The sequence below is a fragment of the Bradyrhizobium sp. AZCC 1693 genome (genome assembly GCF_036924745.1).
Classification (GTDB): domain Bacteria; phylum Pseudomonadota; class Alphaproteobacteria; order Rhizobiales; family Xanthobacteraceae; genus Bradyrhizobium.
Genome location: NZ_JAZHSD010000001.1, coordinates 7068981 through 7083576, shown reverse-complemented (window position 1 = coordinate 7083576; position 14596 = coordinate 7068981). Strand labels below are relative to the sequence as shown.

Genomic DNA, 14596 nt, shown 5'->3' with positions numbered 1-14596 from the left:
CCTGTTACTTGCGATTGAGATCGCGATAATCGACCTGGCGGTGGAACTGGTATGTATAGCCATCGACCGAGGACGCCATCACGGCGTCCTGGCTGGGCTGCCAGAGCGGTATCTGCGGTATCTCGCTGAAATGGATGGCGTTGAGCTTGACGCCGTCTTGCTCATACTTGGCCGCATCGGGTTCGAAACGGGCTTTCTGCGCGATCTCCACCAATTCCGGACTGTTGATCGATGAGTAGTTCCAGCGCTGATTGCCGGTGTAGAAGTTGCGGTAGAAGTAGTCGGTCGACGGCAGCCAGGCGACGATGCCCTCGGTGAAGAACGGAAGCTTCTTCTCGTTGATCTGCGTCGACATCTGGGCGTCCGGCAGCTTCTGGATATCAACCTTGATTCCGATCTTGGCCAGCGATTCCTTCACCAGGGCCGCCATCGGTTCGGCGGTCGAAGCCTGGCCGACATTGAAGCTGAACGTGGTCGAGAAGCCGTCAGGCATGCCTGCCGCCTTCAGATACTCCTTGGCCTTCTCGAGGTCGAGCTTCACCGGCTGCGGGATCGGATAGGCGCCGCTCGTTGGTTTGCCATCCGCCCACGTCGCGCCGAACAGCGGCGACCCGCGGCCGAACAGCGCCGCCTTGAACATATCGTCGTAAGGCAACGCAAAGGCGATGGCGCGACGCACATTGACGTTGTCGAACGGCGGGATCTGGTTGTTCATCGAGACGAACGTGACGGCGTTATACTGTGGCGTCGAGATCACCTTCAGCTTGGCCTTGGCCTCGAGCGACTGGACATCGCTCGCCTGCAGATCGATGACAAGATCCGCATCGCCGCGCTCGACCAGATTGGCGCGCGTCGCCGGCTCCGGCACCGACTGCACGATGACGCGCTTGAAGGACGCCGACTTGTCGGCTGTGCCACGGTTCCAGGCCTCGTTACGCGCCATGATCACCTGTTCACCCGGCTTGAACGTCTCGATCTTGTAGGCGCCGCTGCCGGCCGTATTCTCCTTCAACCATGCAAGAGCCCAGGGATCGTCTGCCGTCGCATGCGCCTTGGCGACCTTGGAGTTGAAAATGATCGGATAGACGGTGGCGAGATTGGGCAACGCAAGCTTGTCCGGCTTCGGCAGCGTCACCTCGATGGTCAGGGGATCGATCACCTTGAACTGGTCGGCCGATGTCATCGATCCCGTGAGGAGCTGCGCCTTGCCGAGAACCGGCGCGGTGACGACCCGGTCAAGCGACCATTTGACGTCTTCCGCCGTGACCGACGTACCGTCCTGGAACTTGGCGTCCTTGCGCAGACGAAATGTCATCTTCAACCCGTCCGGGCTGACTTCGTAGGATTCCGCCAACTCTCCCGTGATCTTGCCGAGATCAAACACCCATTTGCCGTTGAGCTGTTTGCGGCCGAAGGAAACCAGCCGATCATAAGTGCTCAGGCTCACCGCAAAGGCTTCGCGTGTCGACCCCGGAATATTCGGATCAAGCGTGTTGACCGATGCGCCGGTCACGTAGCGCAACGTTTCGGAGCGCGTTTGCGCCTGCACCGATCCGGCAGCCAGTGAGAACGCGATGGAGGCAACCACCATAAGCAGACGCCTGGGTACTGTAACGCTCATCGGACTTATTCCCTGTTTGCCACGTTTATTTTCTGAATGAGAACATCAACTTAAAGCAAGGGATATGCCAACCTGAACCACCGGCGACACAAGCATAGTGGGTATGAGCCAGGCTTCCCAGCGCCATCGAAAACCGTTCACCGTTCCTCAATCTTGGCCGGCGTTGCCCGCGCGACGACGGCCTGAGGCACGTCATACGCCTTGAACGAAGCCCAATGCCGCTCGATGTCCGCGCGAAACAGGCCGCGTGTCAACCCATGCACGAGTTTCGGCACCGCCGTGGTCATCGCATTGATCGACGAGCCCGAAGCACCGAAGCTCATGGTGGAGGCAATCGCGAAGATATGAATGTCCGCAATCCACGGCGTTTCGCCGGCGACGCGCTCCATCAGCGCGTAGTCGCCAGCGAGATAGGGAAAACGCCCAAGCCGCGGGCTGCGCTCGTCCGGCGGCGGCTGGTAGCGGTCAGCCCATACAGCGATGTTGGCGGCGCAATTTCGCAACTCGGGCCGCCCTGCAAAATTCATGTCGATGCCCGTGCCGCAAACCACGAAGTCTGCTGCAAACGCGCCCCGCGGCGTCTGCAATTCGACACCGCGAGCCGTCTCCTTGGCGGCTTCGATCGGCGCCCCCTCCTGCAGGCGGAAATTGGCATGGCGGGCGCAGCGATCGTAGGTCGCCTGCGGAAAACCTTCCCGCATCTCCAGAACGGCGCGCATGAAGCGCCAGCGCCAGGCATCATCCAGATCGCAAAAATGGCGAAGGAAGCCGCGGAAGGTAAGCCAACGGTAGGGCTGGATTACCTGGATCTCCGCCCTGCGGCAAAACAGATGCACGTCTGCCGCACCGGCTTCCAGTGCGGTGGCGGCATTGTCGAAGGCCGAGGCGCCGGCGCCGATCACTGCGACCCGTTTGCCGCGCAAGGACGCGAGGTCGATCGGCTGCGCCGCATGCACGCAAAGCGACGACGGCAGACGACGCAGTGGTTCCGGAATGGTCCAGTCGCCCATGCCTTCCTGCCCCGTCGCCAGCACGATCTTGCGCGCAAAGACAATGTCGACGCCATCAGCGTTCTGCACCCTGGCCGCGAGCAATCCACCGGCCGCAGGCGAGATCTCGATGACCTCGCAACCATTGCGCACCGGCAGATCCAGGACGCGCCTGAACCAGAGCAGATATTCGGCCCAAAGCTCGCGCGAAATCAGGTCGAGATTCCGCCAATCCTCCTCGCCAAAGCGCGCCTCGTGCCAGGACTGATAGGTCAGGCTGGGAATATCAAGATCAGGCCCGGTGAAATGCTTCGGACTGCGCAGCGTGTGCATGCGGGCATAGGTGAGCCACGGTCCTTCCTGTCCCTCCTCGGATTTGTCGAGTACGAGGATGTTGCTCACTTGCGAGCGCATCAGCCCGAACGCCGTCGCAAGCCCCGATTGCCCGGCGCCCACCACGAGCACGTCCAGCGCTGGCCTGTCGTCCGGCCCGCACCTGGGCGTCAGCCACGCGGCATCCGGATGCGCGGTCTTGGCAAGATCGGCGTGAACCTGGGCTTCGAGAGCGATAAGGGCGCTGTTCATGCCGCGAGCCAACCGCCATCGACTACCATCACAGTGCCGGTCGTAAAGGAAGACGCATCGCTGGCAAGATAGAGCGCCGCCTCGGCCACCTCCTCGGCTTTGCCAAACCGTTTCATGGCATGGCGGTTGCGCGACGCTTCGCGCACCGGTTCGGGGTCGGCGTGGCGGGCAAAACTGCGCTGTAGCATCGGTGTGTCGATGGCGCCCGGCGCAATCGCATTGACGCGGATTCCATCCGTGGCGAAATCGAGCGCCATCGTCCGGGTCAGGCTGATGATGGCCCCCTTCGCGGCGATATAGGCGCTGTTGCCCTTGCCGCCGGCGATCGCAAGCTGCGATGCCAGCGTGATGATCGAGCCGCTGCCCTGCCGCTGCATCTCGGGGACCGCAGCGCGCGCCCAAAGCCATGTGCCGCCGACATTGGTGCGGAACACCGCATCCCAATCGGCGGGATCGGTGGTCAGCACCGTACCGCCGCAGGAAAAGCCGGCAGCAGTCATCAACACATCGAGCCGGCCGCGCCGCGCCATGACATCGCCCACGGTATCTTTCGCGAAACCGGCCTCGCTGACATCGCCGACATGCAGCGATGCTTCACCTTTCGCGCCCTTGATCGCCGCCAGTGCTTCCTGCAGACCTGCGCGGTCACGATCGACCAGCGCAACAAAGGCGCCTTCCTTCGCGAAAAGCGCAGCGCTGGCCCGGCCGATGCCGGAGCCGGCGCCAGTCACGATCGCGGTCCGCCCTGCCAGTCTCATGTCAGGTTTCCCCCTTGATGCTCGGTCCACCAACGGCTCAGATCGGCGGCCGAGTCAGCGCAGCCGAACCGCGCGCGCCAGCCGAACCCTTCTGCCATGCGCGCGATCGACAGCGGTGCCCGGTCGGCGGGACTATGCAGGTCGACCGTTGCCACCTCACCGGCATCAGTCAGCCGACAAACGAAGCCGGGGTGCAACGCGGCCAGTTCCTGGCCCCATTGCAGGGCAGACCATTCAACGCCGCTTGAAATGTTGTAGACCTGATGCTTCGGCTTCGAAGCTTCAATCAGCAATGTCACGGCCTCCGCGACATCCACGGCATAGATCCAGTCCCTGACGCCCGGACGCGATAGAACGGCCTCGTACCCGTCCTGCATCGCGGCTAGAATCTGCGCCTGCGGGCTTGGCGTGTCGCGCACGTCGTTGCTCCGCTCCCAGGGCCCGAACACAGCGCTTAGCCGCACGCTGATGATCTCCTGTTGCCAGAGACCGGCCAAGCGCGCAGCGACCTTCTCGGACGCGAATTTGGTGATGGCGTAGAGCGAGGCCGGATCGCAGGGAGTTTCTTCATCGAGCAGCACGTTCCGGAATGCGCTCGCGCCGTAGGCTGCCGCGGACGACAGATTGATGATGCGTTTAACGCCAAAGCGCTGCGCCGCGATCAGGATCGGCGTCTGAGCCAGCAGGTTTACCCGCAGAATGGTTTCGGCATCGCTTGCTTCACGCTCCGGTCCCGCGGTGATCGCGGCCCCCAGAATGATGGCGTCATAACCCGACGCGATCACCGGTTCCACGGCTTGACTATTCGTGACATCGTCCTGGATGGCTGTCAGCCGATCGCCATGAGAGGCAAAATCCTTCCTTGCCTCAGGCGGCAAGCCCGCGCGGTCGAACAATGTCACCGCATGACCGCGCGACAGCAGTGCCGCGGCGATATTGAGCCCGACAAAACCGGTGCCGCCGAAGACAAGAATTCTCATCGCTCAACCCGAACGCGTCGCAGCGGACGGATCACAGCAGCCTCGCGCCAAAATTCTGCTCGGGGTCCATGTCCGGCATCAGGCGCCCAGTCGGTTTCGCCGCCTCCCCTCCCGTGCGCGGAAGGAAGCGGCCCGAGCCCGCTTCGACCGAACGTTTGCCATCCGCCGCGATGACGCGCCCGCGCGACAGCACGGTGACCGGCCAGCCGCGCAGCTTGCGGCCGGCGAAGGGTGTATAGCCCGCCAGATCATGCATCATCGCGCCGCTCAGCGTGACCTCACGCGCTGGGTCCCAGATCGCGATATCCGCATCGGCGCCAACTGCGATCGAGCCCTTGCGCGGATGCAGATTGTAGATTTTTGCCGGTGCTGTCGCGGTCAGTTCGACGAACTTTTCGAGGCCCAATCGGCCTTTCGAAACCATGGCGTCGAACAGCAGCGGCAACCGAACTTCGAGGCCGGGCAGACCGTTCGCCACTTGCTTGAAATTGGGATTGGGGCCGGCGCGCAGTTTGCCGGTCTCATCAAACCGGTACGGCGCGTGATCGGACGAAACGGTCTGGAGATCGCCGAGCGCAAGCGCCTGCCACAGCGCTTCCTGGTCGGCGGCGCGGCGCGGCGGCGGGCTGCACATCCATTTGGCGCCTTCGACGCCGGGCTTGTCGAGATCGTCCGCGGTGAGAAAAAGATATTGCGGGCAAGTTTCCGCGAACACCTTCAGCCCCTGCCCGCGCGCATCGCGGATCACCTTGGCGCCTTCCGCCGTCGACACGTGGAAGATCATGATCGGCTGGTCGATCAGCGCGGCCATGCCGATCAGCCGGTTGAAGGCCTCCGCTTCCGACACGCGGGCGTGGCTGATGGCGTGATATTTTGGATCGGTATAGCCGCGCGCCAGCAGCCGCTTCACCATCCAGGAAATAATCCCGTGGTTCTCGGCGTGGGCGCAGAGCATCGCGCCGCCGTCGCGCGCCGCAAGCAGAATGTCGAGCAGGGGCTCGTCGTCGATTTTCAGGCGATCATAGGTCATGAAGATCTTGATCGAGCCATGGCCCTGCTTGATCAGCACGGGCAGATCCTTCTCCAGTGTCTCTTTGGTCGGATCGGCGATGATCATGTGAAAGGCATAGTCGATGACAGCGCCCTTTCTCGCGAGCGCATGATACTCCTCCAGCACCTGGGGCAGTTTCATGCCGACGTGCTGGGCCGCGAACGGGATCACGGTGGTGGTGCCGCCGAAGGCTGCCGAGACGGTCGCGCTCTCGAACGTATCGGCGTTCACGATGCCCGCGGCCGAAAGCTGCTCGATATGGGCGTGGCTGTCGACACCGCCGGGCAGCACCAGCTTGCCCCGCGCGTCGATCTCCCGCCGCGCGCCGGGCAGCCCGTGGCCGATGGCAACGATCGTCTCACCGGAAATGGCAACGTCGGCCTCGAACACGTCGCTCATTGTCGCGACGCGTCCGCCGCGAATGAGAAGGTCGTAGGCGGGCTCGGTCATGACAAACTCCCCAGGTATTTAGTTCTGAATCCTAAGCCTTGCATTCGCCGGATAAAAGCACAGATCGTGCCGCTACACTCCCTTGCGCTTTCGCAGCAGACAGTGGACCATGCATCGCTGGATGGCATGGTCATTGCTTCCATTGTCGTCTCGTTGCGCCGATCTCGCAGTATCGACCGACGCGTCATCCCGCAGGAAAATACTATGTCTCGGCCACGCATTCTCGTCATCAATCCCAATTCCAACCAGCTCGTGACCCAAGGGCTGGAGCAAGCCTTGAAGCCGCTTGGCTTTGAGGGCGGACCGGAAATCGTCTGCGAAACGCTGACCGAGGGTCCCTACGGGATCGAGAGCCAGGCCGATGTCGATGGCGTGGCGATGCCGCTGCGCCGCCTCGTCGAAGGCGACAACCATTCGGCCGCCTTCGTCATTGCCTGCTACAGCGATCCGGGCCTGCATGTCTGCCGCGAAGCAACCGATCGGCCCGTGTTCGGCATCGCCGAATGCGGCGTGCTGACGGCGCTGGCGCGCGCCGAAACCTTCGGCGTCATTGCGATCGCACAGCGCTCGATCCGCCGCCATGTCCGCTATCTCAGGCAGATGGGCCTGATGGATCGCCTGACCAGGGAACGGCCGCTCAACATGAGCGTGGCGGAGACCGCGTCGGGCGAAGGAACGCTCGCGAAGATGATCGAGGTCGGGCGCGCGCTCAAGGACGAAGACGGATCCGGCGCCATCGTGATGGGCTGCGCCGGCATGGCGCGTCACCGCCTGCCGCTGGAGCAGGCGCTCGGAATCCCCGTGATCGACCCGACTCAGGCGGCCGTTACCGTCGCGCTGGGCACGGTGCAGTTCTCGCATCACTGACTTTGGTCGGACGTTTCGGCCGTTCCGTTGCGCGCGAGCCACTGCGCGTGGCTTTCACGCGTCAGCGCAAAGGTATCGCGCTGGGCAGCGTAGAGATTGCCGAACAAGCGCCCGATCGGCCGGTAGACGTCGAAATCGACATACATCCTTTGCTGGTCGATCAGACCCTCGCGCGCGTGCAGGCGCAGCACCTCACCGACAAGAAGCTCACGGCCGGGCCCAAAGGCGAGAGCGGCATGCTGCCGGCACTCGAGCGCGAAGGGCGCAGCGGCCAATCGCGGTACCGCGATATCGATCGACGGCAATGTCTTTAGCCCCGTCGCCTCCACTTCGCTGTCACCGGAGGGAAAGTCGATCGCGCAGTCGTTCATGGCTGCTGCCAGCGCCTCGTCCACCAAATGCACCACGAACTGCCCGCTGCGGTGGACGTTGCGCGTGGTGTCCTTGGGACTGAAATCGGCCTTGTGCTGCAGGCCGAGCACCAGAAGGGGCGGATCTTCGGAGAAGACGTTGAAGAAGCTGAACGGCGCCGCGTTGACGCTACCGTTCTCGTCGAGCGTCGTGACCAGCGCGATCGGCCGTGGCACGACGACCCCACACAGCAGCTTGTACCGGCCGTGCGGATCAAGTTCGCGAAAGGAAATACCGGACATCTAGTTTTCCGGAGGCGGCACCACGCCGGTGCGGCTGGTAATCAGGCCGTAATGCTCGATGCGGCGGTGAAGCGCGAAATTGAAGATCGTGTTCTTGCCGAAGGTGGTGGCGTCGAGATCACAGGGGTGAACCAGCAGCTCGTCCTCCTCGGTCTTGGCCTCAACGACGATCTCGCCGTCCGGATCGACGATCAGGCTGCCGCCGATCAAGGGATGGCCATCCTCGACGCCGGCCTTTGCCACGCATATGACCCAGGTCGAGTTCTGGTAGGCACCGGCCTGCGCGGAGAGCCGGTTGTGAAACAGCCGCTTCTCGGGCCCCTCCTCGCTCTTCTCGGCATTGATCGAGGGCGTGTTGTAACCGATCAGCACCATCTCGACGCCTTGCAGGCCCATCACACGATAGGTCTCCGGCCAGCGCCGATCATTGCAGACCGCCATGCCGAAGATGCCGCCGAGGGCGCGCCAGACGTTGAAACCGAGATCGCCCGGCTCGAAGTACCGCTTCTCCAGGTGCTGGAAAGCGCGTTCCGTGTCGAACTCCGAATGACCAGGCAGATGAACCTTGCGGTACTTGCCGACAATTTTCGCGGACTTGTCGGTGAGGATGCAGGTGTTGAAATGATGCCCATCCGGCGTCAATTCGGCATAGCCAAAATTCATTGCGATCTTGTGGTGGGCGGCTCGCTCAAACAGAGGCCTTGTCGCCGCATTTGGCATCTCGCGCTCGAACCAGGCGTCGACCTCGGCCTGATCCTCCAAGTACCAGCGCGGAAAGAACGTGGTGAGTGCGAGCTCCGGATAGACGATCAGATCAGCTCCCTTCGCCTTGGCTTCATCCATCAGCGCTATCATGCGCTTGACGACGGCTTCGCGGCTGTCGGCTTTCTGGATCGGGCCCAACTGGGCGGCGGCAACATTGATGACGCGCATGGATGACTTTCTGGATGCTTCCATTTAAGGCGGCGGCTTGCATGAAAATGAAGCAGTCTGCGGAGATCGGATTCCTATCCGGCTCAATCGAAGCCAGCAGTTAAAGTTTTGGTCCACTCGAAGTCAATTCCAGAGACAGTCCGCGACACGCACATCAGTTCTGCTCCGGCAGCGCGTCAAGATGACACGCCACCCATTGACCGCCTTCGGTCGACCGTAACTCCGGCTCTTCCGTCCGGCAGCGATCGAACACGTATGGACATCTGGTGTGGAAGCGGCAACCGCTGGGCGGATTGATCGGGCTCGGCACGTCGCCCTTCAGGATGATCGGGTTGCGAATGGTCCCGGGCTCCGGCACCGGCACGGCCGATAGCAGAGCCTTGGTATATGGATGCCTCGGCGCGGTGAAGATTTGCTGCCTTGGCGCCATCTCGACGATCTTGCCGAGATACATGACGGCAACGCGATGCGTCATGTGCTCGACAACAGCCAGATCATGGCTGATGAAGAGCAGTGCGAGGCCGAACTCGCGCTGCAGATCCTGCAGCAGGTTGACGATCTGCGCCTTGACGGAGACGTCGAGCGCCGAGACCGCCTCGTCGCAGACGATCAGTTCGGGCTCCGCAGCAAGCGCCCGGGCGATGCCGATGCGCTGGCGCTGGCCCCCTGAGAATTCGTGAGGCCGGCGGCCGAGCGCGTCGCGCGGCAGGCGCACGGTGTCCATCAGCGCCGCAACCTTCGCCTCGAGTTCGGCGGAGGATTTGGCGAGACCGAAGTTTCGGATCGGCTCGGCCAGGATATCGCGGACGCGCATGCGCGGATTGAGGCTGGAGAACGGATCCTGGAACACCACCTGCACGCGGCGGCGCATGCTGCGCAGCCTTCCGGGTGAAAGACGGTCGATACGCTGGCCATCCAGCACCACCTGGCCGCCGGTGATGTCGAATAGCCGCAGGATGGCGCGGCCGACCGTCGACTTGCCGCAGCCGGATTCGCCGACGAGAGACAGCGTCTCGCCGCGCTCGACCTCAAAGGACACGCCGTCCACAGCATAGACCCAGTTGGACTTGCGGCTGAACAGGCCGCCGCGAACCGGAAAATGCTTCTTGAGGTCGTTGACCTGGAGCAACGGGGCGCTCATGCCGCGGCAGCCTCCTTGCGCGCGTAATGGCAGGCGGCGATGTGGCGGGGCCCCTTCTCTTCGAGACCCGGGGCAACCTGCCGGCAGAGATCAGTCGCCAGCGCACAGCGCCCGGCAAAGACGCAGCCCTCGATCCGCCCCTTGAGGCTCGGCACCTGGCCGGGGATCTCGGCGAGCCGCCGCGCCGCGCCTGTTAGCGAGGAGCCGAGCTTGGGCACCGCGCCAAGCAGGCCTTGCGTATAGGGATGCCGGGGCGAGCGGAACAACTCGGCCACCGGCGCCTCCTCAACCTTGCGGCCGGCATACATGACCATGACGCGCTCGGCGATTTCAGCGACCACGCCGAGATCGTGGGTGATCAGAACGATCGCCGCGCCGACGCGGCGCTTGAGGTCCAGCATCAATTGCAGGATCTGCGCCTGGATCGTGACGTCAAGCGCCGTGGTCGGCTCGTCGGCGATCAGGAGCTTGGGGTTGCAAGCGAGCGCCATGGCGATCATCACGCGCTGCCGCATGCCGCCGGAGAGCTGATGCGGATATTCGCGCACGCGCCGTGCCGGCTCCGGAATGCCGACCAATGTCAGCATCTCGATGGCGCGCGCCTCGGCAGCCTGCTTGTCGAGCCCTTGATGCATCCGCAAGGTCTCGCCGATCTGACGGCCGACCGTCAGCACCGGGTTCAGGCTCGTCATCGGCTCCTGGAAGATCATCGAAATATCGTTGCCGCGGATGGCGCGCATCTCGCGTTCGGAGAGTTGCAGCAGGTCCCTGCCCTGGAAGTGGATAGAGCCTGCGATCTTGCCCGGGGGCTCGGCGATCAGCCGCATCAGCGACATCGAGGTGACCGACTTGCCGCAGCCGGATTCGCCGACAATGGCCAGCGTCTCGCCTTCGTCGACGTGGAAGGACACGCCGTCGACCGCCCGGTTGACGCCCTCAGGCGTGCGGAAATGGGTCTGCAGATTATCGACTTCGAGCAATGCCATCGGATCAGAGACTCTTGGCCATTCGCGGATCGAGCGCATCACGCAGGCCATCGCCGACCAGATTGACGGCGAGCACGGTGACGGAAAGAAACGCAGCGGGAAAGAAAACGATGTAGGGCTTGACCTGCCAGAGCGCCCTGCCCTCGGCCATGATGTTGCCCCAGGACGGAATCGTGGGCGGCGTGCCGGCGCCGATGAAAGAGAGGATCGACTCCACGATCATGGCGCTGGCGCAGATATAGGTTGCCTGGACCAGCATCGGCGCGAGCGTGTTGGGCAGGATGTGGCGCAGGATGACCATCGGCGTTCGCGTGCCGGAGGCCGTGGCGGCATCCACATAAGGCTGTTCGCGCAGCGACAGCACGACACTGCGCACCAGCCGCGAGACGCGCGGTACTTCGGCAATCGTGATGGCCAGGATGACGTTGCCGACGCTCGCGCGCGTCAGCGCCATCAATGCGACGGCCAGCAAAATCGGCGGTATCGACATCAGCCCGTCCATGAACCGCATCAGGATGCTGTCCGCCCATCGCACGAAACCCGAAACCAGACCGATGGCAAGACCAGCGAGTGAGGACAGTACGGCTACCGACAGGCCTACGGTGAGCGAGACCCGCGCCCCGTAGAGCACGCGTGAATAGATGTCGCGGCCGAGCAGATCGGTGCCGAACCAAAAATCCGCGGAAGGCAAGCGCGTACGCTTGGCGGGCGCGAGCGCGGTCGGATCGACGGTCCCGAGCCACGGCGCGAAGATCCCGACCAATACGAGGCAGAGGAGCAAGGTGCCGCCGATCGCAACCGTCGGATGACTACGCAGGAAGCCAAACACACCGCGCCGGATTGCCAGCGGCACCAGCAGGTCCGGCAGTTGCGGCGCAATGACGAGGCCCGGCGGCACCGGCACCGTGCTTGTGGTGGAGATGCTCAATAGCGGATCCTCGGATCGACCAGGGTGTAGGTGACGTCGACCATCAGGTTGACGAGCACATAGAGGAAGCTGAACAGCAGCACGATGCCCTGGATGACCGGGTAATCGCGGCGCAAGATCGCATCGATCGTTAGCCGGCCCAGGCCGGGGATGGCGAACACGCTTTCGGTCACCACCGCGCCCCCGATCAAAAGGGCGATGCCGATACCAATCACCGTCACGATCGGAACGGCTGCGTTTTTCAGCGCGTGAACGAACAGGATGTTGCGCTGGCCGAGGCCCTTGGCGCGGGCGGTGCGGACATAATCCTGCTGCAGCACCTCGAGCATGGAGGCGCGGGTAATGCGCGCGATCAGCGCGATGTAGACGGAGCCGAGGGCAAGTGCCGGCAGAATCAGGTTCCTCAGCCATGGCCAGAAACCCGCGGTCAACGGCGTGTAGCCCTGCACGGGCAGCCATTCGAACTGCAGTGCGAATACATAGGCGAGCACGTATCCGACAACAAAGACCGGAAGCGAGAAGGCGAACACGGCGAACGCCATGATGGTGCGGTCCACCCAGCTTCCTGCCTTCCACGCCGCCACCACGCCGAGCGGCACCGCGACAAGGATGGTCAGGACGAGCGTGATCGCCATCAGCGAGAATGTCGGCTCGATCCGCTGCGCGATCATCGAGGCGACCGGCAGGTTGGTGAAGATCGAGGTGCCGAGATCGCCATGCAGGATATGCCAGAGCCAGGTTCCGAACTGGACCAAAAACGGCCGGTCGAGGCCGAGGCCCTGGCGAATCCGCTCAACGTCGGCGGGGCTCGCCTGATCGCCAGCGATCACCGCGGCCGGATCGCCCGGCGCGATGTAGAGCAGGCTGAAGACGAACAGCGCGACAATCCCCATCACGGGCAGGGTCGAGAGAACGCGCCGGAGGATATAAGAGACCATGTGGGTTTACTGCGCCGTCATGCGGTCTTCGACACGCCCCAGAAGAACGGCAGCGGCCCCTTGGCGATACCGGAGACATTCTTGCGCCACGCCGTGTAGCTCAGGAAGAAGCCGGTCGGCGCATAGACAACATCCTCCATCGCCGCCTTGTTGAGGCGCTTGACCGCAACCTTCTCCTCATCGAGATTTTTGGCATCGAACCATGCCGTGACTTCCTTTTCCACGGCCTCGCTCGTGGGCCAGCCAAACCACGCCTTGTCGCCATTGGCGCGAATGGCGTTGTAGGCGGCGGGACTGATGCAGTCCGCGCCGGCATGCCAGGTGTGAAACATCCCCCAGCCGCCCTGGCCCGGCGGCGTCTTCTGGGCGCGGCGGGAACCGACCGTGCCCCAATCGGTCGCAACGAAGTCGACATTCATTCCGATTTGCTTCAACAGATCGGCGGTGACATCGCCCTGCGCCTTGGTGATCGGTTGATCCTGCGCCACCACGCAGGTGACCGGCTGGCCTGAATAGCCGCTCTCGGCCAGCAACTTCTTTGCCATTGCGAGATCGCGCTTGCCCTTCAGGATCTCGCCACCCTCCTCCGTGTAAAGCGGCGTGTCCGGCGTGAAGAAGCCCGGCAGTGGCTTCCAGAGCGCGGTATCGTCGCCGACCAGCGCGCGCATGTAGTCTTCCTGGCTCAGCGCCGCGAGCACGGCACGTCGCACCTTCACATCGTTGAAGGGCGGATGCAGGTGATTCATCCGGAACGAACCGATGTTGCCGAGGGGATCGGCGATGTCGACGTTGATATTGCGGTTCTTCTTGAGTGACGGCACGAGATCGGTAATAGGGCTCTCCCACCAATCGACTTCGCCATTCTGAAGTGCTGCCGCCGCCGTGGCAGGATCCGGGATCACTACCCATTCGATGCGGTCGACCAGCATCTGCTTGCCGCCGGCGAGCCAGGATGCCTTCTCCTGCCGCGGTGTGTAATCGGCAAACTTCTCGAACACTGCCTTGGCGCCGGGCACCCATTCGCCCTTTGCGAATTTCATGGGGCCCGAGCCGACATATTCGGGGATCTGCTTGAACGGGTCGGTCTGGGCAATGCGCTCTGGCATGATGAAGGCGCAAGGCGTGCTGTTCTTGCCCAACGCCAGTAGCATCTTCGGATAAGGCGCCTTCAGCGCCCATTTGAAGGTCCTGTCGTCGACGGCAGTCAGCTCGTTCTGGATTGCCTTGAGCATCAGGCCCATCGGATCGCGCGCCGACCAGCGCGTGAGACTCGCCACCACATCCTTGCTCAGCACCGGCGCGCCATCGTGAAACTTCAGCCCCGGTCGAAGCCGAAAGGTCCAGACCAGACCGTCATCGGACATTTCCTCGGACTCGACCATCTGGCGTTGCGGCTGCAATGTGGCGTCGAGGCCGTAGAGGGTATCCCACACCAGCGCAGCCGCGTTGCGTACGACATACTGGGTCCCCCAGATCGGATCGAAATTCGCGAGGTTGGCCTGCGGCACAAAGCGCAATGTGCGCGCGGCGGCGCCTTGCGAAAGCGCCGGCATCGAGAGACCGCCCGTTGCCGCCAGGCTGCCTACCCCGGCTATTCCCTTCAACACAGTCCTGCGATCCATGGAGCTCTCCCAGTCTCGGGTTGTCATGGCGGTTCCGGCCAAGTCATTGACCGAAGGTTCGATGCCGCGTGAGGTGAAACGGGCCAGTCAAACC

At 63.1% G+C, this 14596-nt stretch carries 13 protein-coding genes; 1 reads left to right on the top strand and 12 read right to left on the bottom strand.

The features are described from left to right. Positions 1 to 4 precede the first annotated feature (4 nt). The 5 genes from V1293_RS33615 to hydA form a co-directional block, all read right to left on the bottom strand. Positions 5 to 1591 (bottom strand): ABC transporter substrate-binding protein, encoded by a 1587-nt coding sequence (locus V1293_RS33615; RefSeq protein ID WP_334517023.1) that lies wholly within the window; start codon positions 1589 to 1591, stop codon positions 5 to 7. 167 nt (positions 1592 to 1758) lie between these two features. After that, positions 1759 to 3195 (bottom strand): NAD(P)/FAD-dependent oxidoreductase, encoded by a 1437-nt coding sequence (locus V1293_RS33610; protein ID WP_334515817.1) that lies wholly within the window; start codon positions 3193 to 3195, stop codon positions 1759 to 1761. Then, on the bottom strand, positions 3192 to 3953 hold the full coding sequence (locus V1293_RS33605; protein ID WP_334515815.1) for an SDR family oxidoreductase: 762 nt from the start codon (positions 3951 to 3953) through the stop codon (positions 3192 to 3194). Before V1293_RS33605 ends, V1293_RS33610 begins: the two co-directional genes overlap by 4 nt. Beyond that, positions 3950 to 4933 carry an NAD-dependent epimerase/dehydratase family protein gene (locus tag V1293_RS33600; RefSeq protein WP_334515812.1) on the bottom strand — a complete coding sequence of 328 codons (984 nt, stop codon included), beginning with the start codon at positions 4931 to 4933 and terminating at the stop codon, positions 3950 to 3952. Before V1293_RS33600 ends, V1293_RS33605 begins: the two co-directional genes overlap by 4 nt. A 31-nt stretch (positions 4934 to 4964) precedes the next feature. Further along, positions 4965 to 6434 carry a dihydropyrimidinase gene (hydA, locus tag V1293_RS33595; protein WP_334515810.1) on the bottom strand — a complete coding sequence of 490 codons (1470 nt, stop codon included), beginning with the start codon at positions 6432 to 6434 and terminating at the stop codon, positions 4965 to 4967. 204 nt (positions 6435 to 6638) lie between these two features. On the opposite strand from hydA, the gene V1293_RS33590 reads away from it, so the two are divergent. Continuing rightward, positions 6639 to 7301, top strand: a complete 663-nt coding sequence (locus V1293_RS33590) for an aspartate/glutamate racemase family protein (RefSeq protein WP_334515808.1) — start codon at positions 6639 to 6641, stop codon at positions 7299 to 7301. On the opposite strand, the gene V1293_RS33585 is transcribed toward V1293_RS33590, so the two are convergent. From V1293_RS33585 to V1293_RS33555, 7 genes are all read right to left on the bottom strand, one after another. Then, complete coding sequence (locus tag V1293_RS33585) at positions 7295 to 7954, bottom strand: flavin reductase family protein (protein WP_334515805.1); 660 nt, start codon at positions 7952 to 7954, stop codon at positions 7295 to 7297. The genes V1293_RS33590 and V1293_RS33585 overlap by 7 nt on opposite strands. Continuing rightward, positions 7955 to 8887, bottom strand: coding sequence for an N-carbamoyl-D-amino-acid hydrolase (locus V1293_RS33580; protein WP_334515802.1), 933 nt, complete (start codon positions 8885 to 8887; stop codon positions 7955 to 7957). A 154-nt stretch (positions 8888 to 9041) separates the two neighbouring features. Then, positions 9042 to 10028 carry an ABC transporter ATP-binding protein gene (locus V1293_RS33575; RefSeq protein ID WP_334515800.1) on the bottom strand — a complete coding sequence of 329 codons (987 nt, stop codon included), beginning with the start codon at positions 10026 to 10028 and terminating at the stop codon, positions 9042 to 9044. Beyond that, positions 10025 to 11014 carry an ABC transporter ATP-binding protein gene (locus V1293_RS33570; protein ID WP_334515798.1) on the bottom strand — a complete coding sequence of 330 codons (990 nt, stop codon included), beginning with the start codon at positions 11012 to 11014 and terminating at the stop codon, positions 10025 to 10027. Before V1293_RS33570 ends, V1293_RS33575 begins: the two co-directional genes overlap by 4 nt. Positions 11015 to 11018: 4 nt before the next feature. Continuing rightward, positions 11019 to 11942 carry an ABC transporter permease gene (locus V1293_RS33565; protein ID WP_442894316.1) on the bottom strand — a complete coding sequence of 308 codons (924 nt, stop codon included), beginning with the start codon at positions 11940 to 11942 and terminating at the stop codon, positions 11019 to 11021. After that, positions 11939 to 12880: an ABC transporter permease gene (locus V1293_RS33560; RefSeq protein WP_334515796.1), complete on the bottom strand. Its 942-nt coding sequence runs from the start codon at positions 12878 to 12880 to the stop codon at positions 11939 to 11941. Before V1293_RS33560 ends, V1293_RS33565 begins: the two co-directional genes overlap by 4 nt. Positions 12881 to 12897: 17 nt before the next feature. Then, entirely contained in the window at positions 12898 to 14502 is a 1605-nt protein-coding gene (locus V1293_RS33555) for an ABC transporter substrate-binding protein (protein ID WP_334515793.1), read from the bottom strand. Positions 14503 to 14596 lie beyond the last annotated feature (94 nt).

What these genes read in the sequence shown, in the direction of transcription:
- V1293_RS33615 (WP_334517023.1), bottom strand. Translation starts at nt 1,591, where the DNA reads ATGGTGGTTGCCTCCATCGCGTTCTCACTGGCTGCCGGATCGGTGCAG.
- V1293_RS33610 (WP_334515817.1), bottom strand. Translation starts at nt 3,195, where the DNA reads ATGAACAGCGCCCTTATCGCTCTCGAAGCCCAGGTTCACGCCGATCTT.
- V1293_RS33605 (WP_334515815.1), bottom strand. Translation starts at nt 3,953, where the DNA reads ATGAGACTGGCAGGGCGGACCGCGATCGTGACTGGCGCCGGCTCCGGC.
- V1293_RS33600 (WP_334515812.1), bottom strand. Translation starts at nt 4,933, where the DNA reads ATGAGAATTCTTGTCTTCGGCGGCACCGGTTTTGTCGGGCTCAATATC.
- hydA (WP_334515810.1), bottom strand. Translation starts at nt 6,434, where the DNA reads ATGACCGAGCCCGCCTACGACCTTCTCATTCGCGGCGGACGCGTCGCG.
- V1293_RS33590 (WP_334515808.1), top strand. Translation starts at nt 6,639, where the DNA reads ATGTCTCGGCCACGCATTCTCGTCATCAATCCCAATTCCAACCAGCTC.
- V1293_RS33585 (WP_334515805.1), bottom strand. Translation starts at nt 7,954, where the DNA reads ATGTCCGGTATTTCCTTTCGCGAACTTGATCCGCACGGCCGGTACAAG.
- V1293_RS33580 (WP_334515802.1), bottom strand. Translation starts at nt 8,887, where the DNA reads ATGCGCGTCATCAATGTTGCCGCCGCCCAGTTGGGCCCGATCCAGAAA.
- V1293_RS33575 (WP_334515800.1), bottom strand. Translation starts at nt 10,028, where the DNA reads ATGAGCGCCCCGTTGCTCCAGGTCAACGACCTCAAGAAGCATTTTCCG.
- V1293_RS33570 (WP_334515798.1), bottom strand. Translation starts at nt 11,014, where the DNA reads ATGGCATTGCTCGAAGTCGATAATCTGCAGACCCATTTCCGCACGCCT.
- V1293_RS33560 (WP_334515796.1), bottom strand. Translation starts at nt 12,880, where the DNA reads ATGGTCTCTTATATCCTCCGGCGCGTTCTCTCGACCCTGCCCGTGATG.
- V1293_RS33555 (WP_334515793.1), bottom strand. Translation starts at nt 14,502, where the DNA reads ATGGATCGCAGGACTGTGTTGAAGGGAATAGCCGGGGTAGGCAGCCTG.